Origin of the sequence: Cyclonatronum proteinivorum, from assembly GCF_003353065.1 — a bacterium.
GTDB classification, from domain to species: Bacteria; Bacteroidota; Rhodothermia; order Balneolales; family Cyclonatronaceae; genus Cyclonatronum; species Cyclonatronum proteinivorum.
In genome coordinates, this window is sequence record NZ_CP027806.1 from 3,259,727 (window position 1) to 3,282,477 (window position 22,751).

At 51.8% G+C, this 22,751-nt stretch carries 14 protein-coding genes; 2 read left to right on the forward strand and 12 right to left on the reverse strand.

Annotated elements, in window-relative coordinates; all coding sequences use genetic code 11:
• Positions 1 to 2 precede the first annotated feature (2 nt).
• From CYPRO_RS12385 to CYPRO_RS16595, 12 genes are all read right to left on the reverse strand, one after another.
• A complete protein-coding gene (locus CYPRO_RS12385) occupies positions 3 to 3,950 on the reverse strand; it encodes a T9SS type A sorting domain-containing protein (protein ID WP_124245616.1) in 3,948 nt (1,315 codons plus the stop codon).
• A gap of 29 nt (positions 3,951 to 3,979) precedes the next feature.
• On the reverse strand, positions 3,980 to 6,856 hold the full coding sequence (locus tag CYPRO_RS12390; protein WP_114984913.1) for a TonB-dependent receptor: 2,877 nt from the start codon (positions 6,854 to 6,856) through the stop codon (positions 3,980 to 3,982).
• A gap of 9 nt (positions 6,857 to 6,865) precedes the next feature.
• On the reverse strand, positions 6,866 to 8,569 hold the full coding sequence (locus CYPRO_RS12395; protein WP_164682760.1) for a peptidylprolyl isomerase: 1,704 nt from the start codon (positions 8,567 to 8,569) through the stop codon (positions 6,866 to 6,868).
• A gap of 881 nt (positions 8,570 to 9,450) precedes the next feature.
• Complete coding sequence (gene ispG / locus CYPRO_RS12405; protein WP_114984916.1) at positions 9,451 to 10,683, reverse strand: flavodoxin-dependent (E)-4-hydroxy-3-methylbut-2-enyl-diphosphate synthase; 1,233 nt, start codon at positions 10,681 to 10,683, stop codon at positions 9,451 to 9,453.
• A gap of 138 nt (positions 10,684 to 10,821) precedes the next feature.
• Positions 10,822 to 11,694: a rhomboid family protein gene (locus CYPRO_RS12410; RefSeq protein WP_114984917.1), complete on the reverse strand. Its 873-nt coding sequence runs from the start codon at positions 11,692 to 11,694 to the stop codon at positions 10,822 to 10,824.
• A 6-nt stretch (positions 11,695 to 11,700) separates the two neighbouring features.
• Positions 11,701 to 12,294: a rhomboid family intramembrane serine protease gene (locus CYPRO_RS12415; protein ID WP_114984918.1), complete on the reverse strand. Its 594-nt coding sequence runs from the start codon at positions 12,292 to 12,294 to the stop codon at positions 11,701 to 11,703.
• An 18-nt stretch (positions 12,295 to 12,312) separates the two neighbouring features.
• Positions 12,313 to 13,818 (reverse strand): phytoene desaturase family protein, encoded by a 1,506-nt coding sequence (locus CYPRO_RS12420; protein ID WP_114984919.1) that lies wholly within the window; start codon positions 13,816 to 13,818, stop codon positions 12,313 to 12,315.
• A gap of 126 nt (positions 13,819 to 13,944) precedes the next feature.
• On the reverse strand, positions 13,945 to 14,721 hold the full coding sequence (locus CYPRO_RS12425; RefSeq protein WP_114984920.1) for an enoyl-CoA hydratase/isomerase family protein: 777 nt from the start codon (positions 14,719 to 14,721) through the stop codon (positions 13,945 to 13,947).
• A gap of 767 nt (positions 14,722 to 15,488) precedes the next feature.
• Positions 15,489 to 17,330, reverse strand: a complete 1,842-nt coding sequence (locus CYPRO_RS12430) for a phosphoenolpyruvate carboxykinase (GTP) (RefSeq protein ID WP_114984921.1) — start codon at positions 17,328 to 17,330, stop codon at positions 15,489 to 15,491.
• 556 nt (positions 17,331 to 17,886) lie between these two features.
• Complete coding sequence (locus CYPRO_RS12440) at positions 17,887 to 18,531, reverse strand: hypothetical protein (protein WP_114984923.1); 645 nt, start codon at positions 18,529 to 18,531, stop codon at positions 17,887 to 17,889.
• 169 nt (positions 18,532 to 18,700) lie between these two features.
• Positions 18,701 to 20,827, reverse strand: coding sequence for an elongation factor G (locus CYPRO_RS12445; RefSeq protein WP_114984924.1), 2,127 nt, complete (start codon positions 20,825 to 20,827; stop codon positions 18,701 to 18,703).
• Between the two features lie 56 nt (positions 20,828 to 20,883).
• The gene (locus CYPRO_RS16595; protein WP_164682764.1) at positions 20,884 to 21,060 is read right to left on the reverse strand and encodes a hypothetical protein; all 177 of its coding nucleotides are present in this window, start codon (positions 21,058 to 21,060) and stop codon (positions 20,884 to 20,886) included.
• Positions 21,061 to 21,259: 199 nt separating this feature from the next.
• Between CYPRO_RS16595 and CYPRO_RS12450 the strand changes: the two genes are divergently transcribed.
• Both CYPRO_RS12450 and CYPRO_RS12455 read left to right on the forward strand, forming a co-directional pair.
• Positions 21,260 to 22,267, forward strand: a complete 1,008-nt coding sequence (locus tag CYPRO_RS12450) for an asparaginase (RefSeq protein WP_114984925.1) — start codon at positions 21,260 to 21,262, stop codon at positions 22,265 to 22,267.
• A gap of 120 nt (positions 22,268 to 22,387) precedes the next feature.
• Positions 22,388 to 22,747: a hypothetical protein gene (locus CYPRO_RS12455; protein ID WP_114984926.1), complete on the forward strand. Its 360-nt coding sequence runs from the start codon at positions 22,388 to 22,390 to the stop codon at positions 22,745 to 22,747.
• The last annotated feature ends 4 nt before the right edge of the window (positions 22,748 to 22,751 follow it).

Consider the following 22,751-nt stretch of genomic DNA (forward strand, 5'->3'; position numbering starts at 1 on the left):
CCCTATTTGATTACCGCGAATTTGCCAACCTTCTCTCCTATGCCGGGCGCATCCACATGGTAGATGTACACCCCGTAGGAAAGCTCAAGATTATCTTTGGTGAGCATATCCCAGATATAGCGGCCATTATCGATTGAATTATTTACGTTTAGCGTCTGCACGAGGCGGCCTGATACGCTGAAGATGCGGATCGTAGCCTGCTGCGGCAGGTTGGTAAAGTGAAGCTGACGCACGCGTGTCTGATCAGCGCCTGCCGGACGAGGTTCTCCAAGATGCGTACCGATGTACGGGTTGGGTACTACCCGGATATTATCGAGCTGGTTTTTGGCCAGTTCGGGATCTACATCAGGCAGGTGTGAGGCGTCGATGGTAAATTCAAAAACATCTTCACTGGTAAACTCTCCGCTTTGATTCAGCGTGATGATATCGCCCGGCTGTGCTGCGAAGGGCTGATTCGCTTCGAAAGGCTCGAGTACGAGTTCCCAGGCAAGCTCTTTTTCACCGGTTTCCGGATTGGTCTCGCGGATGTAGATGAGGTCGCTGTCGGTACGGCGCTGAGCGTTGTTATAAACAGCGGCGAAACCTGCATGACCGCGCTGTGCGTCGCTAATTGACGGATGCGGCAGGTAGCCAAACTCAACCGGTTCATTGGTGCGGGTGTTGATGATGCGGAAATTCACATCGCGGGCAGGTGCCTGCATGGTGAGTGACCCCCGCTGTACCTGAACGGGTACGGAGCTGCTCTTACTGATCGCCGCATTCCGGCGGGTATCAAAGAACTCAATCCGGTAGTTTTCCATGCTGCCGTTGTGACGAATCGCGCGGATGGTCGCGGGGGTATCCGAACCGGTGCGGCTGCTCCAGCTTTGCAGACGCAGCCTTGTGTTTGGACGCTCACCGGCAACTTGCGATGGCGCGAAGGCATCGTTCACCACGATCATTTTCACGCCGTCAAAAACAGGCAGGTCTTCACCGTTAAACTCATCTCGCTCTTCAAATATGATGCGGTCGTTGGTTACATCCGTTACCGTGAAACCGGTTGTCTGCCGCCAGGTCTGCCCGTTAGCCGTCACTTCTTCGTCCTGGAATTCGATGCGGTAGGTTGTGTTCACCTGAAGCTGACGCGGATCGAAAATACTGGTGATAATCGTACCGGTCGCACTTCCGGTACCGCCTACGCGGTTCACCGAAATTTCGGCGGGTCCCACATATCCGGCGGCAGGTCCGCCGGGTACGACAAGCTGCACATTCTGACCTGCGGTCAGCGAGCCGTCAGGATTAATACTGATGTTAACCGGTGATTCCGAAGGCGCAATATCCGCAATAGCGGCACCGCTGTTGTAGGCCGTTACGACGTAGTAGTACTGACGACCGTTGATGACATCCGTATCCACGAAATGACGCTGCAGGCCGGTATCGCTGCCGAGGAAAAACTCCAGGCCGTTGATATCAATCGGATGATTTCCGGTAATGCCGTTGGCGAGGTCAAACTGCGCGATGGGCTGCAGGAACTGAATGTTACCCCGGCCATCCGTAATGCGGCGGCTGTCGGCCAGCGCAGGATCGGTGGAGCGGTACACGCGGTATCCTTCGAAGTTACGCGGATTAACGCCAAGGCGGTCGAGGAAGCGGTCGAATACGTCTTCAGCTTCATCATCCCAGTATAGTACGACGTGTCCGTCGCCCGGAACTGCGCGCAGAAGCGGCGGCGGCGGGGCAATCGCAAACTGATAGTTGGCATCGAAAGCGCGGAAGGCGTTTTCAAGCTGCTGCGTAACCAGCTCTTCATCTGCGGTATTGGTGGTGGTTCCGGTTTGCGCTACAGAAACAGCGATAGCGAAACGCTGTACGGAACCTGCACGGAGCGGGAAGAAGCTGGAGGTAATCATCTGATCGGTATCCTGCGTAGCCGGAGGCGCGGGCGGGAACAAACCCGGTACCATAAAGCGGCGCCAGATGAGTCCGTCGTTGAATTCCAGAGAACCCGCAGGAATCGAAGTTGCAGAGGTAATACCGATGGCGTCGGTTTCGCGCACATCTGTTTTATCAATATTCGGCTCACCAGGGAAGGGTGTGAACGCGCCTGAACTTGGGAATCCGTCCCCTTCACCGCGGGCACCGCTGCCTTCTACGCCGTCGATACCGACATCATCACGCAGGGTCCAGTCCTGATTGTTGTCAAAGAAGTCTTCTCTCGATTCATCAATCATAGGCGCTGCCGTGAACTGATTGAGGAAAAAGCGATCGAAATGAGATTCCGGGAAAACCGGATTATTGATTCGGCTGTAAAGGTTTCTGAGCGCTTCCTGATAATCGTTAATGAAATCTGCAAATTCGGAATCATTGTTCATGCGGCGCTCAATCCACTGATCGGGAATGATCATCCCGCGCTGAATAAAGAGGCTGTCGGTCGGCACCCATTCGCCGTTGACCTGTGACCAGCCAACCGGATCAATGCCCGGGTTGCCGGCATGGCCTTCGTAGTAGCCATCCCACAAATAATTGATGAAGCGGACGGCACGGGTAACCGGCTGCGGCTGTCCCGGCAGGAAGCGTGTTAGGGTGAGGTGATTGGGCTGATTCTCATCAATCAGACCGTTGAGATCATCATCGATAAGGTTTCGGTGCCGCGCCTGCAAGGTGTCTTCCCGAACGGTCATTCCGCCGGCAGGCAGGAGGACTTCCCGGGCCACATCGCGTGCGTCGTAGGTTATCATCGTTACATCACCGGCTTCTGCGGGCGGATAGCGGAACAGGCGACGGTTGCCGTCCTGATCCATAAGTACGATGGGATCACCGGGTTGTAGCTGACGCTCGGCAAACTGCGCTTCCGTAAACTGCGGCACGACTTCGTTGGCAAGCACATCGCGTGAAGAAATGAAGCCACCGCCATCAACGGTCAACAGGCTGTAGAGATCAACGTTACCCGGATCAAAGAGCGGACCACCACCGAGGTAGAAGTCGCTGTCGCCGTCGTTGTCGATTCCGTCAACGTCGTTGCCGGGTGTTTCCAGGAAGCGAATCGCAGCTACCCCGATTGCGGTACCGTCAAACTCCGGAGGGGATTGCGTGGGCATGATATCGGTGTAGAAAGCAATCGAGCGCTCCTGGTCGAAGAACGGGAGGTCATTTTCGGGGGTCCCTACCCAGTCAGCCGTCCAGAGCATAAAGGATACTTTATCGTAATCGAAGCGGCTGTCGTTGCGGATTTCGAAGATATTGAAATGCACGCTACTGATAAGGTTCTGCGTCCAGGCCAGAATACGGGTGTCCATAATGAGGCCAAGACCGCCGCGGCTCGGATCTTCGGGATCCGGCAGCCAGTTACCGCCCGCTGATAGGCGGGTGTACTGATCATCACCGGAACGGTAGTAAAACTCCTGATCGGCATTGAAGATGTCTTTGCCGAAGAAGCCGTTCCACTGATTCGGCCATCCGGGATCAGAGGGGTCGTCCAGCTTGTCAGGCCAGAATGCAGGCCAGGTATTGCCGCGGGCTGAGCCGGGCCCCTGATCGCTTCGTGCGATTTCTTCAGAGTCAGGGTTAAAGTATCCGGTAACCGGGTTTTTCGCCCAGCTGTCCCCCGTTTGAGGATTGGTGCGGTAGTTGGGCGCTACGACAACCTGTGTAGGGTCGCCGGTTTGCTGATCTATGACTTCAGCACCGGTAAAAATCGACACGAAGTACAGGTAGCGCCGGTTGGTGTTTTTAGGAAACTCAAAGTAGAGTTCATCGACGTTTGCGTCGGTGGTCCGGCCTGCGAAGCCAAAGTTATGGTAGGTCGCACGCAGGTTGTTGGCATCCAGGATAGACTTGCGCCGCTCTTCAAAAGAGGACCGCTCATCACTGGGAATGTTGCCGGTCTGAGTCTGTGCCAGCGCACCCCCAGCCGTAACCAAACCCGCCAGTAACAGCGCCGTCATCAGAATTAAGGATTGCTTAAGAGACATAATCCGTAGTGTTTTGGAAATCTTTTTCATTAGAATTGCATCGAGAAGCCGAACTGAACTCTTCGGGGTTCAGCGAATCGTGACGGGTCGGCATACCATCCCGGATCAGCATCTGCAAGCGGGTTAAGCGGCAGGTCCGGACTTCCGGTATCATTAAATACAGAGCTGGGGTTTCGGGCATCAAAGATGTTGAAGATGTTAAAAAACAAGCCCATCGTGTAGCCGCTGACTTCAATATTCTTATACATATTCAGGTCAACGGTAAAGGTTGCCGGCATGCGCAGGCTGTTGGTAATGATGTCGCCGGTTGAGGTAATCCCAACGCTGCGCGGTACGGAAGCCGACGGAGTGTAGGGCAGACCGCTGCTGAAGCGTTGCACGATATTAAAGCCCCAGGTATCCTGCGCATAAAAGAAAGATGAGTTCAGCACGTGCGTACGGTCCCAGTTGGCGGGTGTAAGGAAGCGTGCCAGGTTGCTGCCGGTTGTATCACCGGAGGCAACAGCGGCAAAAAACTCGGCTGCGGGATCTGAGTTGGAATCTTCCGCAATAGAAAAGGTGTAATCGACCCCAAAGCTCACGCGACGGGTTACGCGCTGATTGATGGCAGCGGTGATACCGCGGATGTTGGCATAGTCGCGGTTAATCCAGGTTCCGTAGCGAACACTTGGGATGGCCGTCGGCTGTATCGGCCCGGAAGACACGTAGTCGCGCTTATCTTCATAAAAAATACTCAGATCGAGTGCGGTTCCGGTGAAGATCTCCTGTTGAAGACCGAGCTCATATTTCACACTTTGCTCAGGACGCAGGTCGGGGTTTCCGAACGGTCCCTGTGCACCGGATATGTTTGCCAGAATCAGGTTTGAGCCGTTATACAGGTTTGAGTAATTGGGCACCTGAAAGAAGTAGCCATAGGAGAAGTGAATCACCCCGCGGGCTGAAATCGGATAGGCAATCCCCAGACGCGGACTCAGCTGATATTTGGGGCTTGCTTCAGACCAAAAGCTTGCGTCGCGCTCGTCAAAACGCTGCGTCAGGCGAGGACGGTCGGAAGCGGGGATACGGCCGTTGGGCACGAAGTAATCAAACCGAAGACCTGCATTGATGATAAGATTTTCGTACTCAATGCGATCCTGAATGTAAGCGCTGAAGGTAACCGGTTTGCGGGTCCACACTTCGTGTCCGATGGTGTTTTCAAGGGGAATGCCGAGTTCCGGCAGAAATTCCCGGTCGAGTACCCTGTCCGGGAAGGGCTCAAGGTCTGCACCGCCTGTAATGGGCACAAGGCCGTAATTTCTGTAATTGAGCACATCGGCCTGAACGTCAATACCTGCCTTGATAAAGTGCTGATCATTCACCTGATGGTTGTACTCGATCTTCCCGATAAAGGTCGTGGTGTTTCGGTTGAAGAATCCGTTGTTGGTTCCGAACCTGGCAAAGCGGCCGTCACGCGGCTGAAATGCCTGCGGGAAATCACCCGTGCGCTCAAAATTCAAATGCCGCGGATCGTAGGGATCACCAAAAAGATTGCTTTCAAACGCATTGTAGCGCATAGCAAAGTTCGACGTAAAGAACATGTTAGCCGAAGGCGTGAAGGTCGTGCGCAGGTTCACAAAGTAGTTGTTCCGCTCGGTCTGTGTGTTGTTCTGCGCTACGAGCCGTCCGCCGTGATTGTAGCCCTGACTAAACTCCTGACTCCAGTTTCCGATGAGGTTGAACCGCAGCATGTTGGTGGCGTTATACTGCACATTGCCCTGAAAACTGACGGTTTCGAAGGGGTGCATAGAAACCATGGTGCTGTCGCGGAAGCCTTCATCGCGGTAGCGGATAAACTCGCCGTCGTTCTCTACGATGTTAATCCAGGGGTCATCCCCATTGATGAAATGTCCGTAGCGGTTTACCGGATTGCTGACCGGTACTTCATTATACCCGCGCTCCCAGGTCAGATTACCGGCTTCATCCTGCAGCGGCAGAATGGGACCCTGCGGAGAAAAAGCGTTGTAGCCGTATAGCCAGCCTTCGTTACGGAAGCGGCGGCCGCTTAAAAAGAAGGTTACCTTATCCCGAACAATCGGCCCGGAAATACTGCCTTCCACATTGTACTGATGTACGGGGTCAATTTCACTGAAAGTGCCGGGTGCGCCGGGAAACAGGCCCGAGCGGGTAGTCGCATATTCACCGCCCCAAATGCGCAGGTTACCGCGCCAGTCGTTGGTTCCTGAGCGGGTTGCAATATTAATGATACCAGAAGTTGCCTGCCCGTACTCTGCGTTGAAGGCACCGGAAATAACCTGCAGCTCTTCAATCGCCTGATTTTCAACCCGCAAGCCAGAGCCACGATCAAAGTCATCCGAAACACGCACGCCATCCACAATATAGGCCACTTCTGACGCGCGACCGCCGCGGATGTGAATACTTCCGCCGGGTCCGACCGTCACACCGGCCTGCAGCGATACGACCTCACCCACGTCCTGCACGGGCAGCCGTTCCAGATCCTGCCGGCTGACGCGCGATTCAGTACTCGTAAGGTCGCGGATCACCACATCGCGCTGCGCCCGAACAACGATTTCTTCCCCTTCGAGCACAGACTCCGAGAGCTGCATGTCAACGACGGTGTTGAGATCGGTTCTGACCAGCACATCTTCTACAATTTGTGTCGTGTAGCCGATGTAGCGAAACTCCAGGGTATAGGTACCCGGCCGCACATTTAATATTCGAAAGTTGCCGTCGAAGTCCGTAGTCGTACCCTGGGTTGTCCCCTGAATAATAACCTGAGCTCCGATAATGGGTTCCCCATCCCTCGCATCCGTAACGTTACCGGTTATCCGACCGGCCTGCGCATGCAGACTTTCGGCTGCAAACAGGAATACGAAAACGGCGAACAGTAATTTCGTAGCGTTATTCATATTGTTGATTTATAATTGTATTGGTATCGATAATAATCGGTCGGTGTACACTTTGGCGCCGAAACGCTCCCGGGCTTCACCGATTTTCCGGATTTTCAGTTGCTCCTTAGCCTCCGAGCGAAGCGCGCGCTCCACCATTGGGATGGCTTCCTCAAATGTCAGCTGCCGGGGTTCAATCCTGCCATGACATTTAAAAATGTGAAAGCGGGAGCCCGTAATCTGAAACGGTCCCGCATATTCACCCGGCTGAATGTTGACCAATGAAGGCGACATCATGCCAAACTGTTGTATGGGAATAAAGCCAAGACGCCCCATATTTTCGCGCCCTGCCGGATCAGCCGTAAACTGACGCAGCACATCATTAAACTCACGACCGGCTTCCAAAGCCGCCCACGCCTGATCAGCCGCTTCCTCGCTTGTTACAACTATTTCCGCCATATCAAGCTGAAGCGGTTCCACATATTGGGCCGGATTCCGGTGAAACTCTGCGTAAATTTCATCCTCGCCAACCTGCACCTGTGCTTCCAGATATTCATCAAACATCTGATTCAGATAGTTGTAGAAGGTCTCATCCGCTGTGCGCTGCACGTAACGCGCGTTAAAATTGGGATGATTACGCACCTCCGCAATCGCCATCGCGCGGTAGGCCATAGCCTTAACCTGTCCTGTAAAATCATGCACGTTACGGGCCTGCCGGCGCTGACTAAAAGTCGTAAAGAAAGCTTCCCGCAGAAAATCGTCCGTCGTAAACACAAAATCCCCGTAGCTTATCAGCGTCTGACCGGCAACTTCGGGGGAAAGCCGGACTTCAAGACGTACAAGCTCGGGGTTAAACTCGAGATAGGCATCCGGGTCGTTCCGTACATCATCCCAAAGCTTCTGCATCAGCGCCGGATCGTAGTCAAAAGCATCCATGGTGCTGCGCAGGTGATTGCGCACGGCAAGTTCCGCTTGCTGATCGCGGGCAATAGCGGCCAGCTCGTTTCTGCGCTGTGCGAACTGCGTTTCTGTGATGACGGGCGTCTCAACAATATCCGTCACCTTTATAATGGAAAAGCCCCGGCTTGTCTGCACCGGCGCTGAGATGTCACCAACGGCCATTCGGAAGGCCTGATCTTCGAAGGAGATATCCATATCGTCCAGGGTGAAAAACCCGAGATCCCCGCCATTGCGGGCCAGCTCAGGGTTCTGAAACACCTGCGCTGCAAGTGCTTCGAAATCATGCCCCTGTTCGAGCAAGGCAAAAAGGGAATCGGCTTCATGCCGGTTGCTTGCAAATAAATGGGAAGCCCGTACGCTTGTGTTGGCCCGGTAAAACAGCTCACGAAGATCGTTTTCACTGATGGTGAGCTCGTCAATAATAAAACGCCGCTCAAACTCTTCCATCAGCGCTTTGCGCTCAATCATCTCTCGGGTATGGTTTACGTCGGGCTCGTTGTGCCACCCCTGATCCATCGCGTAGGTCACGATTACATAGCGGTTCAGGCGCTGATTCAGCACCGCTTCCATCACATCCGGACTCAGGTTCATGGCATAGCCGGCACGGGCATTAAAGCGCTGCAGCTCATTCAGAAAATGGGTGCGCGTGATGTCGTATGATCCCACAGCCGCAAGCACCTGTTCACCTTCATCAACGGGCTCATCCGTAGAACAGGAGCTAAGGCCTGCCAAAAGAATGAGCAAGGAAGTGATGAACAAAAATTTGTAGATCAAAAAAGGATATCGTATTTGGCTTTGGGCCATAAGTACTACAAACGATTAAAAATCAAATATTTAATGAACATCATTTATCTGCCCGGTACCTGAGAAAAACAAGCTGATTTAATTCAGACGCTTTTATGGAATACGTTTATGCGCAGACAGTTAAATAATTTTCGGATTTGGCATCAGGCAGTTCAGTCGGGCTGATAGCGTTGCTGAAAGATGACATGCACGTATCAATAATACGTGAAAGCGCTTACATTTTCAAGCGTAAAACAAACCTTTTTTGGCTTCGCGCAACCTCATTAAAAATAATCTAATATCAGACATTGATTTTGCCTTTAATCCGCTAAAGCGCTGATTTTACAACTCCAACAAAGCCATCTGAAGCCCGCGTAACATCCCGCTACACACCCCAACTTTGCCACAGCACCCAAGGTGCAGGGCAGGCTTCTGCGGTCGGAACAAGGCGACCTGAGCAAACCCGCCTTTTTATTTTTTTATGGGAAAACTCCGTGCACCTCACTGTTTTTCGTAACAGGTCGAAAACCCCAAACCTAAGATGAATCCCTTGCTTTTTTTCTCCGCAATTCGGTCCGAAACGTATCCTATCATACCCCTAAAACACGCGCCTTCTGAACCCGCCAAATCCTGAATACTGCATGGTGCAAAAACAACAGCCTGAACCCAAACTGAAACCCATTTCATTTTTCTATCCGCTCGCTGTTTCTGCACACCGTCTGCAAGCGCGGCTGACTCCCGCTAAACTTTACTCTGCATGATTCACCAAAAATATTCTTTGCGCCAGCTATTCGCGCTGCCCAAACATGAAAAAAGCCCGGTATTCGCTAAGACACCGGGCTTTTCTTTTACAATAAGGGAGATGGCTCAAATCACACCTGTTCCGCTTCTTTGCGGCCAAAGCGCTTCATGATATAATCGTCAAGCATGGTGCGGAACTCTTTTCCGATATGGTCGCCGCTCAGCGTTACGCGATGTTCGCCATCCACGTAAACCGGCGCTTTTGGCTCTTCGAAAGTACCCGGCAGGGAAATACCAATATCCGCGTACTTGGATTCACCCGGACCGTTGACCACACAGCCCATTACGGCAACGTGCATGTCTTCAACCCCTGGGTACACATCCCGCCAAATCGGCATCATCTCGCGGATGTAGCCCTGAATTTCATCGGCAAGCTCCTGAAAGTAGGTGCTCTTGGTGCGGCCGCAGCCCGGACAAGCCGTTACCTGCGGAATGAAGTTGCGGATACCCAGCGACTGCAGGATTTGCTGTCCGACCCGTACTTCTTCGGCACGATCGCCACCGGGCATGGGCGTGAGTGAAATCCGGATGGTGTCGCCAATGCCTTCATTCAGCAATATGCCGAGCGCCGCAGAGCTTGCTACAATGCCTTTCATGCCCATACCGGCTTCGGTAAGGCCAAGGTGCAGCGGGTGATCAGAAACCGCTGCCATCCGGCGGTAAATGGTAATGAGATCCTGTACCCCCGACATTTTACAGCTGATGATGATCTTATCCTTCGCCAGGCCCACTTCCTGCGCAAGCTGAGACGAACGAACCGCGCTTTCGATAATGGTATCCATCATCACTTCCTTCGATTCCTTCGGCACAGGAAGCTGATTGTTCTCATCCATTTTCTGTGCCAGCAATTGCTGATCCAGCGACCCCCAGTTCACGCCAATGCGCACCGGCTTGTCATAGCGGATGGCCTGTTCTACAATCGTAGAGAAATTCTTGTCCCGACCGCGGGTACCGGTATTCCCGGGGTTGATTCTGAACTTGGAAAGCGCCTGCGCACAGTCCGGAAACTCCGTCAAAAGTACGTGCCCGTTGTAGTGGAAATCGCCTACAAGCGGGGTATCAACGTTTTTCTTGAGAAGCTTTTCCTTGATGTAGGGCACCGCTTTGGCCGCATCTTTATTATTGACCGTAATGCGCACCACTTCCGAACCCGCGTCGGAAAGTTCGGCCACCTGTTTTACGGTATCATCGATATCGGCAGTATCGGTATTGGTCATGCTCTGTACCACTACAGGCGCATTTCCGCCAATGGCGACATCGCCGACCATGACCTGTATGGATTTTCTTCTGTTGCTCGTATTCATGCGGGTTGAAAAATTAGTTGTGCTGGAAAATTATAATAGACGCGCAGTAGCTTTGGGAAACTGATTCATGCGCACTATGACCTAAGTCTTACGGGCACATAACAAAAGGTACCGCGCATTGGTTCTGATGTGCCGGAATTAGTTCCGGCGGCTGAGCTCGAACAGCGTTCGTTTTTCTTCGGCGGTAAGGCCGTCGTAGCCCGACTTGGATATTTTTTCGAGAATGCGGTCCAGTTCATCCTGTTCTACTTCATCGAGAATTTCGGCATCATCTACCGCGTAAAGCTTTGATTTTCTGCCACTGCCGGACTGTGCCCGCATTTCAGGGGCTTTCTTTTTGGGTCTCAGCTTTTCACCAATGGCCGTAAGCCAGGCATCGTAATCGTAGCCGCGATACCAAAGCTTAAGAAGTATGAAGCCGAAAGCGGCGCCGCCCAAGTGCACGATACGGGCGATGTTATCCGAAGCTGAAATAAACAGAATATCAATTGCTATAAGTCCGGCTACCACGAAGCGGGCTTCGATGGGCGGGAAGAAGATGAGCATCAGCTTGTAGGTCGGAAACAGCATCGCAAAGGCGACCATGATCCCGAAAACCGCCCCGGAAGCGCCAATGGTCGGGATAAGCGCCCCGCCAAAAATGCCGGTCACAACGGTGTTGACCAGTGCCCCGCCAATCCCGGAGCCAAAATAAATGGTCAGGAAGTTTTTCGTGCCGATGTGATCTTCCACAATCCGGCCCAGAAACCACAGCCACAGCATGTTGAACAACAGGTGAAAAACGCCCCCATGCAAAAACATGTAGGTAACCAGTCGCCAGGGCTGTGTGAAGGTAAGGTAGGGCTGAGAGAAAAAGCCGAAGTTCTGATTGAGAAAAATCCGGAAACTCGTCCCCCCAAGCATGCCAATCACAAAGACCGCTACATTGATGGTAATCAGCCACCGGATTCCGGGCGGCATCATCAGCCATCCCCGTTTAAACGCCTGCCCGAATGATTCCTGTTGATACATAGGCGCTTACTCCAGATCGGTGGGTAGTTTCCAAAGGCGAATGAGAATGAATCCGACAACCATACCACCAAGGTGTGCAAAGTGCGCAATGCCGGTTTGCAGGTTGGAAATCCCCATCATCAGTTCAAAGACCCCGTAGATAATCACGAAATACTTGGCGGGGATGCCGACCGGTATCAGCAGCATGTAGATGCGCCGGTTGGGAAACATCACCCCGAAAGCAAGCAGAATGGCGAATACGCCCCCCGAAGCGCCAATTACGGGTGAGCCGGTCGTAATCATGTGGATGATTGCGGCCCCGACTCCCGCGGCAAAATAGTACAGGGCAAAAGTTCGCGTCCCCCAGACGGATTCAATGGCCGTGCCGAAAATCCACAGGGCGAACATATTGAAGAAGATGTGGAAGAGTCCGCCGTGCAGGAACATGTAGGTGATGAGCTGCCACGGGCGAAACAGTCCGCTTTCGATCGGAAAAAGGGCAAAATTGAAGAACAGCAGATTTTGCAGCGCAGGCGTGTTCAGCGCGAGAAAAGACAACCCGTTTATGATAAGCAAGTGCTTTACGGCCGGCGTAAATGCGGAGGTCTGATAATAATTCAAGCTGTTGGGAGAGGTTGATTAACTGTCGTTTTTCTTAATCCGGTAATATACGTTTATTCCGCCTAATGTGACGCCGGGAATTCCCTGACCGGGGTAGGAGGTGTCGCCGCACTGATACAAACCGGGGAAGGGCGCTTCGGTTTGGGTCCAGTCCACCAGCGAGCGGCTCATGCTCTGCGGAATGCCGCCAACCCGTCCGTCCTTGCGGTACACCCAGTTCTGCCAGGTCACCGGGGTTGCCGGAAACGCGAGCTTGACGCCCGATTCTTCAAAGCCCGGAAAATTTTTGCGCAGGAAATCCAGGATGAAAGCCTGCACCCGCTCCTTCGTCGGCTCATAGGCATCGCCCATCTCGAACCACTTGCGGGCCGGTGTGTGACAGGAAATATTCAGCGTGCGTTCGCCTTCCGGTGCACGGCTCGTATCGCCGCGGGCTGACATGGAGACAAACACCGAACCCGCTTCGGTCTCAGGCATGTGTTCGCCCGCAGGCAGGTGCAGCTGATGGTGCAGGGTCAGGTGCGGATCGTAGGCATCCCCCGTTACAACGCCCATAGTAAAAGCGCCCCAGGCTTCGTCGTAGCGCTCAGACTCTTTACCATAATACAGCCCGAGTTCCCCTGTGCTGATTTCCTTCATGTTCCAGATCGGAATGTTGGACACCACCTTTGGTGCGTAGTATGCTTCCCCGTTTTCGGTTTCGGCCACATAACCGCCCCGATCATGCTCAGAAAGCTTAACCACTTTGCGGCGCGTCTTAAGCGCTCCCCCTGACTTCAAAAGCTTTTCTTCAAGCTCCCGCACCATATTCAGCAAACCGCCCGGCACGTAGTAGTTGGAGTAGCAGGTGTAGGTAATACCAGCCGCTCCGAAAATGAAGGGGGTGTCTTCGGCCTTGGCCTGCGCGGTAATCATGAGCTGTTCATCCACAAAGCGCCTGAAATTCGGGCTGTCCACTTCATACTTTTTCATGATGGAAGCCATGCTCTGAAAAGCGTACCGCAGCACCGGCGCATCTGCAGGATTGTTATTGATGGCAAGCTGAAGCCAGTCCGTAGCCCGCTTAGGCGGGAAATACACATTCTTCTTGGAAACTTTCCAGACGGTATCCGCCACATGAAAAGCTTCATCCCAAAAAGCCTTCTGATTACTCCGGGGTATTTCAGGGAAAGCGCGTGCCGCTTCATCAATCCAGGCCTGCCGGTTTTTATACCGGATAATCTGATCGCCGTCGAGATGAACCGTCATCGACGGATTGATTTCCTTTTTGCTAAGGTTTATGCCGAGTTCATCTTCGAGCGTACGAAGCGGCTGATTTTCGTCGAATCCGATCAGCGTTGTGGCGCCGCTTTCAAAAACGTAGCCCTTTCTTTTATAGGATGAGCTGCATCCGCCGGGTACGTGCGCGGCTTCAAGCACCGTCACTTTATAACCGTCTTTCGCCAGCATACAGGCAGCACTCATGCCGCCCATTCCTGAACCGATTACGATTACGTCTGATTTAAAAGTCTTTGTTGATTTCATGGGCACGGTAACAGCAAAGGGCGCGGGGTCGTTTCTGCGGTGCGGGGTTCACGGACAATTAAGCTGCGCGGACAGCACCCTTGGGGGAATCAAAATCACAGGTAAACCTGCAGCCGCTGTTTCTCCTTATCCTTCAAACCAAACAGCCGGCTTCTTCTCAAGAAAAGACTGAATGCCGTGCTGACAGTCTTTGGTACCACGGGCTTCCGCATTTAGCTTCACCGCTTCTTCGAGCGCCTGATCAAAAGAGATTTCACTCACCCGGTTGATCAGCTTTTTGGTTTGCGCCATCGCCTGTCCGCTGCATTTGTGAATCAGGTTATAAATCACCTCATGAACCCGCGACTGATACTGATCCAGCGACACAACCTCAGAGATCAGCCCTATAGCTGCCGCCTCCCTCGCATTAATGAGCTTACCGCTCAGCAACAGATTCCGGGCATGGGTTTCCCCCACCTTGCGGACCAGAAACTGCGCCACAATGGCCGGCACAAACCCGATCCGGGTTTCCGTGTAGCCAAACTTTGCATTTTCCGCAGCAACCGTAATATCGCAAACCGAAGCAAGTCCGCAGCCCCCGGCAATAGCATGTCCGTGAATCGCGCCCACAACCGGCTTTTCCCCCTCGTGAATAATCCGGAACAGCTCCGCAAGATGTCTCGAATCATGCAGGTTGTCTTCATAGCTTGCCTCCTGAAGTTGCTGCAGCACCGCAAGATCGGCACCGGCACAGAAAACATCCCCCTCTCCCCTCAGCTTAATAACCTTCACCTTATCATTCTGAAAAAAATCAGCAAACGCAGCTTTAAGCCCGCTTACAAGATCATAATTCAGGGCATTTCTTTTATCAGGGCGGTTCAGGCTAATCGTACCCAAGCCTTCACGAATATTGGTAAGAATCATAGTTTTCAATCAGATTTAAATGGTTTCAGGTCTTTTCAGCCTGCCAAAATAAACCGTTTTACCGAAGTTTGAAATGCACATCTGTCCGGACCCGAACCGACCAAAGCCTTACCCAACCCGCATTATTCACCAAGAAATTTTCTTGCTGGCAAGGCGAAGCTGAAAACTCAGCGGAAGGGTACCCAAGTACCCTGAGCATGAGTTTTCAGCTTCAACGTAGCCAGCGGGGAAATTTCGCTGCGCGGGAATCGCTTTGCTCGGTACGCAGTCTTTACACCACACCCAAATTTTGGCTACCGGTATTTTTCACTAAGCCACACTTAAACATACATTTAACCAATAAATACTGTTTAATTGTGAATAATGCGGGTTAAACTTCGGATGGTCTGTAATCCTCACAGGGTAAGCCGGCCAATGGCTGCATGAATGGTTCAAGTCTTGTTTTTTTTGGGGGAAACTCCGAGAGCATCAGGAGTTGCGGTGCCATGTCATAAGCCCCCAAACCTAAGATGGGGGCCTTGCTTTTTGGTCAGGGCGCTTCCGGCTTTATTAGCCTTAAAAAACGCAGGACTTATGATACCCCCTAAAATGCAAGACTCATGCATTTGCAGCTTCCCACAAAACAAAAAAACCGCGGCAGCACCTGCGCGGATTAAACCAACATGACCACCAATAAAAAACGGGTCGCTTTTCAGGGCGACCCGCTTGTGTTCAAACTTTTCATCTACTAACTAACTAACTACTATGAAAACATAGATTTGTGTGCCTTAGTGTGGGCGTTCCGGCGCCAGGCTGAAATGCTCTGGAGAGCGCCACAGGCCGGATACAAGAAGCTCACGCATGAAGAAGACTTCCTTCGGCAGCTTGTTGTACAGCTTGCTGAAGAGCTCTTCATGGCCCAGAAGTTCTTCCTTCCAGACTTCGGTATCGATATCCATCACTTCGTTGAATTGCTCCTCAGTGAAGTCGAGACCTCTCCAATCGAGATCCTGATAGCGTGGCATCCATCCAAGCGGGCTTTCAACGGCGGAAGTTTCACCCTTCACGCGCTCCACAATCCAGCGGAGAACGCGCATGTTCTCGCCAAAGCCCGGCCATGCAAACTTGCCGTCTTCATTCTTACGGAACCAGTTTACACCGAAAATGCGTGGCGGATCCTTGATTTCGCGGCCCAGCTGCAGCCAATGGTTGATGTAATCGCCCATGTGGTAGCCGGCAAACGGAAGCTGTGCGAAAGGATCGCGGCGAACTTTACCCATCTGACCGAAGGCAGCGGCGGTCATTTCGGAGCCCATAGTGGCTGCGAGATACACACCGAAGTTCCAGTTAAACGCCTGATAAACAAGGGGTACCGCGGTTGCACGACGTCCGCCGAATATAAAGGCGCTGATCGGTACACCAGCGGGATCTTCCCAGGCCGGGTCAATAGAAGGACACTGCGAAGCAGGTGCGGTAAAGCGCGCGTTCGGGTGTGCCGCAGGCTTGCCGTTGCTTGGATCGTAGGGCTCACCCTGCCAGGTAATCATGTTGGCGGGTGCTTCCTTGGTTTTACCTTCCCACCAAACTTCACCGTCCTCGGTCAGACCGCAGTTAGTGAAAATCGTATGCGACTTGATACTCTCCATCGCATTCGGGTTGGTATCGTAATTCGTACCCGGTGCTACACCAAAGAATCCGGCTTCAGGGTTAATGGCGTACAGCTTGCCATCCGCACCCGGCTTAATCCAGGCGATGTCATCACCGATGGTGGTCACTTTCCAGCCATCCATTTCTTTCGGCGGGATAAGCATTGCAAAATTGGTTTTACCGCAGGCACTTGGGAAAGCTGCCGCTACATAGGTTTTTTCGCCTTCAGGAGATTCTACACCCAGAATAAGCATGTGCTCAGCCAGCCAGCCGTTGTCGCGGGCCATGGTAGAAGCGATACGAAGCGCGAAGCATTTCTTACCAAGCAGGGCGTTTCCGCCGTAGCCGGAACCGTAAGATTCAATGACTTTCTCTTCGGGGTAGTGTACAATGTACTTGGTAGTAGGATTACATGGCCAAGGCACATCTTCCTGACCTTCTTCGAGCGGTGCGCCAACAGAGTGAACACACTTCACATAGTCGCCGTCTTCGCCGAGTACGTCAATTACTTTGCGGCCCATGCGGGTCATAAGGCGCATGTTTACCACTACATACTCAGAGTCGGTAATCTCGATTCCGATTTCAGCAATGTCCGAACCAATTGGTCCCATGCTGAAGGGAATCACATACATGGTACGGCCTTTCATACAGCCGTCATACAGCCCGCGAAGGGTTTCTTTCATTTTAACAGGGTCTTCCCAGTTATTGGTAGGACCGGCGTCTTCTTTTCTGCGGCTGCAAATATAAGTTCTGTCTTCAACACGCGCTACGTCGCTGGGATCAGAGAAACAGGCGTAAGAGTTGGGGTGTTTTTCGTCGTTCAGTTTCTTAAAAGTACCGCCATCTAACAAGCGATTAATCATCACATCATTTTCTTCTTCAGAACCGTCACACCAGTGAACACTGTCTGGCTTAAGCAACGCGGTCATTTCGTCGACCCATGCTACGAGTTCTTTGTGTTTTACTTCATTCCTATAGCTCATAAATAATACTCCGCTTTTTTGCGTCTGATAAAACAGGATTATGATTTTGGTTGATTGCCAGCTTCATGGTTGATGTCCTTGAGTGACAACGCTCATAATATAGGGAGTGCAAATAACTAAATCAAACCCTGATATTAGAATATTGTTACACCCATAGTCGGTCGAACCACGAAGTTGCATTTCAAGCACTAAAAAAGCGCTTTTATTTTGAATATTCAAGTTAGAAAAAGATTTTAACCTGCACTTTTGCAGCCTTTTGAAAGAAAAAAACCGCTTTTGCAAGCAATGTGAAATCATGTGGTTAGGAAGAGGGGTAGCGATGATCTTTCCGGCAATGATTTGGATATTCTGATGGAAAAAAATCTCTTGAGAGCCAACTTTAAGCACGAACATACAACAACTATTCAGCGATGTGGCTGATACCCTTTACATACAAGCTCAAAAGCAAAACCTAACCTTCTACAGAATTCCTTTAAGTCCGGCCGATATAATGAAGGGGTTCTCTTCAATTAACCGCTGGAATGTGGTGGTTAACACGCAAATTGAAAGGGCAAGCCTATTCAATCAGGGATAATCTTTTCAACTTTTCTGTATGGGCTGCGTCATGCAACTTCAAAAAAGAATCAATGCCACCAGCCCAAACTAAGCCTTCATCCCTGCATAATTTCGTGGGTTTTTCAGAAAGGTATGCCTGATATGAACTGTACCGCCATCCCGCCGGATGTTCAGCAAACTGATGTTTTACCGGATTATGGTGTATATACAACAAAAGCGTGAGAAAATGGTCTGGTGACACAATGGCTCTTCGCTTAAAATTTGACATAAACAGACTTCCTTTCCGGCTGTAGCGCTTGTTATACGCCTGTGTGTAGCTATTGAAAAGGTGTGAAAACTGACGGCTAATCTCGAGACTTAACCTTCCAAGAGTTCGCAACCCTTGGAAGGTTGTCACGTCCCGATTTCTTTTTTGACTCACAAAATGGGCAACGGTCTTCTCTGACTTGATACGCACCATAAAGTGAATGTGGTTTGGCATCAGGCAATACGCAAATGTATCAGCAACCGGCGAGATATATGTGTCATACTTGCGAAGAAAAAACAGATAATTCTGATCTTCAGTGAACAAATTATCTTTCCCGTTGGCATGTGTCCAAACATGGAATACCTGATGGGCCTCAAAGGGTTCGGAATATTTTTTCATAGGTAAGAAATTCGAATAGGACTTGTTAACCAAACGCAAAGACGCTCAAACCCGAAATTCCTTACATCTAAAAATTACTCTGCCCCAAAACACCGCAGGCCGGCTTCATCATAAGAAACCGGCCTGCAGATAATCCAATCAAAAAAACGCCTTTGGCTTAGCTTTTGCCTCAGTCTTCGTCTTCCTTTTCGGCGTTTTCTTTCATTACGCGCTCCTGAATGTCGCGGGGTACCTGCGCGTAATCGGCGAAGCGGCGGGTGTGACTTGCGCGGCCCTGCGTCATGCTTTTCAGGTGCGTAGTGTAGCGCCCGAGCTCTGCAAGCGGCACGCGCGCGGTTACCTTCTGAAGGCTTCCTTCCGAATCCATACCCACAATCTGACCGCGGCGGCCCGAGAGATCGGTCATGATTTCACCCATGAACTCAGCGGGAACCAGCACGTCGACTTCATAAATCGGCTCAAGCAGCTTCGGACCCGCTTCCATGAAGCCTTTCTTGAAGGCCATCATACCTGCGGTTTTGAAAGCCGCTTCGTTGGAATCCACCGAGTGCATGGCGCCGTCATAAACAGATACGCGCACATCGCGGGCGCGGCAGCCCGATAGCGGACCATTCTCCATTTTATCCATCACCCCTTTCAGGATGGCCGGCATGAAGCGGTTATCAATTACGCCGCCCACAATGCAGTTGTAGAATACGAGCTTGCCGCCCCACTCGAGCGGGTATTCATCACGTCCCCTAACATTCAGATCAGGGGGATCAGCCATACCTTCGCTCCAGGGTTCGATGTACAGGTGCACATCCGCGAACTGCCCGGCACCGCCCGATTGCTTCTTGTGGCGGTAATGTGTTTTCACAGCCTTGGAGATGGTCTCGCGGTACGGAATACGGGTCTCGCCAAATTCGATGTGCAGCTTATACTGATTTTCGAGCACGTGCTTCACCTTGTTCAGGTGTTCTTCCCCCTGACCACTCAGAATGAGTTGTTTCAGCTCAGCATTGTGATCCACAAGCAGGGCCGGATCTTCGCGCTGCAGCTGATTCAGAGCCATCCCGACTTTTTCCTCACTGCCGCTGTCAATAAGTACGGCAAGACTGATGGTAGGCTCGGGATACGTCACTTTGCGGAAACTCACAAGCGACGATTTATCGCAGAGCGTGTCATTGGTAGTGCAGTCCTTGAGCTTTACCGCAACGCCGATATCACCGGCATGCAGCTCCGCTACTTCAAGACGCTTGCCGCACTGCGGTACAAAAAGAGTACCCAGACGGACCGTATTGTTGGTGCGCTCATTGTAAAGATCCATGCCTTGTTTCAGAATGCCGCTCGTAACCTTGAAATACACGAGATCACCGACATGCTCTTCATTGGTGTGTTTGAAGATGAAAACGGAAGCAGGCTTATCCGGTGAAATTACAAACTCAGAACCATCCTCAAGGGTTGAAGGCACCCCGTCCTGCGGGGACTCAACTGCCGCGTCGATGAATCCCATCACCCGGCCTGTTCCCATATTGCGCTCCGATGAGACGCAGAAAACAGGATGAATGGTACCGGCCCGCATGCTCTTGCGGAAGCCGTCGATCAGTTCTTCCTCATCGAGCGTGCCCTTTTCAAAATAAAGATCCATCAGAAGCTCATCATTTTCCGCAATGGCTTCAACGAGCTCGTTGTGCAAGAGATCGGCACGCGCTTTCATGGATTCCGGAATCGGAAGCTTTTCCGGCTTTCCGCCTTCTTCCGGAAACTCATACATCGTCATCTTCATCACATCAATAATCGCATTGAAGCCTTCCCCGGTTTCATAGGGGAACTGAATGGTCACGACCGAGCGCCCAAAGCGCTCTTTGCAGCTTTCCAGTGCTTTTTCAAAATTTGCATTCGGGTGATCCAATTTGTTGATCACAATCATAGAAGTCGTGCCAAAGTCGCGCGCATATTTCCAGAGCTGATCTGTGCCTACCTCTACCCCATGCTCGGCGTTAATCACAAAAATATTGTTGCGGGATATGCGAAGCGGTGCCACCACTTCACCAATAAAATCGGCGGTCCCGGGTGTGTCAATCAGGTTAATTTTATGGCCGCGCCAGTCGAGATTCAGAACCGTGGTAAAAACGGACTTCTCTTTTTCTTTTTCCATCGGATGATAATCCGACATGGTTGAACCGGCAGCGACACTGCCTCTTCGTTTTATAGTGCCCGCTTCAAAGGCCATGGTTTCGGCAAGGGTGGTTTTGCCTGAACCGGAATGCCCCAGCAGGACGACGTTCCTGATTTTGTCGGTTTTGTACACATTCATACGTTTGTTCTCCTTTTTTCGGCAGTGCGTTGCCGTTTTGGTATGGGTTTCGGCCGCTACAAAGAAGGCAGGCCCGCTGCCTGTAGGGTATCGTAATTCAAATACTTTAGCGCACGATCAGCTCGCAAAGGCACGGATTCATCAAACAATTCATCGTCGGTTGCGGTCGAATCTGTTTTTAAGCCGATTAAAATGGTTTCTGCGCCAGCCCTGTTCTGAACTTCGGTTTTCATGCTTTATAGCAGGTCGGTTTTTTGAATTTATTTACCGATGCAATTAATCAGAATTTAGGGAATGAAGCAAGTGAAAAAATCCAATTTCTAATATTTATATCATATTATTCAAATAGAACGGGGATGCCTTTTTTCGAACATTTACCTTACCTTATGCGACCTCACTTTATTCACCTTTTTCGACTGTACCCACATCCACATGAAGCGTATTCTCCTCCTGCAAACCGGCGGCACCATTGCCATGCAAATCCGTCGGGATGCTGATGGCCGCTTAAATAACCTGCCCTCTGACAGTCTGGAAAAATACATCCCCGAACTTTCCGCTATTGCGGATATTGAATGCCTTGACCTGTTTTTTAAAGACAGCTCCGACATGAATCCGAACGACTGGGTTACGCTGGCGCGGGCGATTGAATCGAATTATGATGCTTATGATGGCTTCGTGGTACTTCACGGCACCGATACGATGGCCTACACCGCTTCCGCGCTCTCGTTCTGTTTCAAAAACCTGACGAAGCCCGTCATCTTCACCGGCAGTCAGCTGCCGCTTAGCGTGATCCGCTCTGATGCAGGCCGCAACCTGATCAATGCGGTGCAGATGGCAACCCTGCCGTTCTGCGAAGTCGCCATCTGTTTCAGCGACAAAATTCTGCGCGGCAACCGCTCAACCAAGGTCAGCATTGGGGATTTCACGGCTTTCACCTCCCCCAACCATCCTGCGCTGGCCGAAATCGGGATTGATATTCACGTTAAACACGCGCTGCGCCCGAGCGGCAATGCCATGGAATGCTATCCTGCATTCAGCGAAGAACTGATGGTGCTGCAGCTTTTCCCCGGAATCAAGCCCGCCCGCTACATCCCCTTGCTTGCCGAGCAAACCCGCGCGGTCATCATTTCCGGATACGGCAGCGGCAACTTCCCGAGCAGCGGCGACTACAGCCTCATCCCGTTTCTGGAAGCCTGTATGGAACGGAATATTTTTATGGTGATGGCTTCACAGGCCGTATTTGATGCCGTTGACCTTGAAAAATACAGCAGCGGGCGCATTGCGCGCGAACTCGGCGTCATCAGTTCCGGCGACATGACCATAGAAGCGGCGGTTACCAAAATGATGTACTTGCTTGCCCGGTACAGCAGTCCCTATCAGATCCGCGATGCGTACGTGCGCGTGCTTCGCGGGGAAATGACGCCCGTCCACACAAGCTGATCCTGTGTACCGCAGCGCCCGAATATTCCCGCATTGCGGGTACCGGCAGCAACGCCCTGTTGCGTATATTTGCCCTTCACGAATTCATTTCCAAAAACAGCAACTTTCCGAATAAGAATCATGTCTGAAGAGTCTCCCAAAAAAATTATTACCATCGTTTACTCGCTCCTTCTTGTTCTCGGGCTGTTCATGCACATGAGCATTTCAGGCGTGGAAGTCGGCGGCCTTATCATCGGCATTTTTACCGAACCGACGGGAATTCTGACCTTTCTTGGCACCGTAGCGGGATGGCTGTTCAGCTTCATTTTCAAAGCCCACACCATCTACATGGCGGGCACAGCCCTCATCCTGTGGTTTGTCGTGCTGCCGATGCTGGTGCGCTACCGTATCCTGCAGGTTCGGGTGACCTTCCTCCTGTCCCTTAACGTTACGCTTTTCCTGTTCCTTTTTCTGAAGATGTACGGCTTCGTGCCGCTATGAGCCC

What these genes read in the sequence shown, in the direction of transcription:
- CYPRO_RS12410 (WP_114984917.1), bottom strand. Translation starts at nt 11,694, where the DNA reads ATGTATCAACAGGAATCATTCGGGCAGGCGTTTAAACGGGGATGGCTG.
- CYPRO_RS12455 (WP_114984926.1), top strand. Translation starts at nt 22,388, where the DNA reads ATGTCTGAAGAGTCTCCCAAAAAAATTATTACCATCGTTTACTCGCTC.
- CYPRO_RS12450 (WP_114984925.1), top strand. Translation starts at nt 21,260, where the DNA reads ATGAAGCGTATTCTCCTCCTGCAAACCGGCGGCACCATTGCCATGCAA.
- CYPRO_RS12385 (WP_124245616.1), bottom strand. Translation starts at nt 3,950, where the DNA reads ATGTCTCTTAAGCAATCCTTAATTCTGATGACGGCGCTGTTACTGGCG.
- CYPRO_RS12390 (WP_114984913.1), bottom strand. Translation starts at nt 6,856, where the DNA reads ATGAATAACGCTACGAAATTACTGTTCGCCGTTTTCGTATTCCTGTTT.
- CYPRO_RS12425 (WP_114984920.1), bottom strand. Translation starts at nt 14,721, where the DNA reads ATGATTCTTACCAATATTCGTGAAGGCTTGGGTACGATTAGCCTGAAC.
- ispG (WP_114984916.1), bottom strand. Translation starts at nt 10,683, where the DNA reads ATGAATACGAGCAACAGAAGAAAATCCATACAGGTCATGGTCGGCGAT.
- CYPRO_RS16595 (WP_164682764.1), bottom strand. Translation starts at nt 21,060, where the DNA reads ATGAAAACCGAAGTTCAGAACAGGGCTGGCGCAGAAACCATTTTAATC.
- CYPRO_RS12445 (WP_114984924.1), bottom strand. Translation starts at nt 20,827, where the DNA reads ATGAATGTGTACAAAACCGACAAAATCAGGAACGTCGTCCTGCTGGGG.
- CYPRO_RS12440 (WP_114984923.1), bottom strand. Translation starts at nt 18,531, where the DNA reads ATGAAAAAATATTCCGAACCCTTTGAGGCCCATCAGGTATTCCATGTT.
- CYPRO_RS12420 (WP_114984919.1), bottom strand. Translation starts at nt 13,818, where the DNA reads ATGAAATCAACAAAGACTTTTAAATCAGACGTAATCGTAATCGGTTCA.
- CYPRO_RS12430 (WP_114984921.1), bottom strand. Translation starts at nt 17,330, where the DNA reads ATGAGCTATAGGAATGAAGTAAAACACAAAGAACTCGTAGCATGGGTC.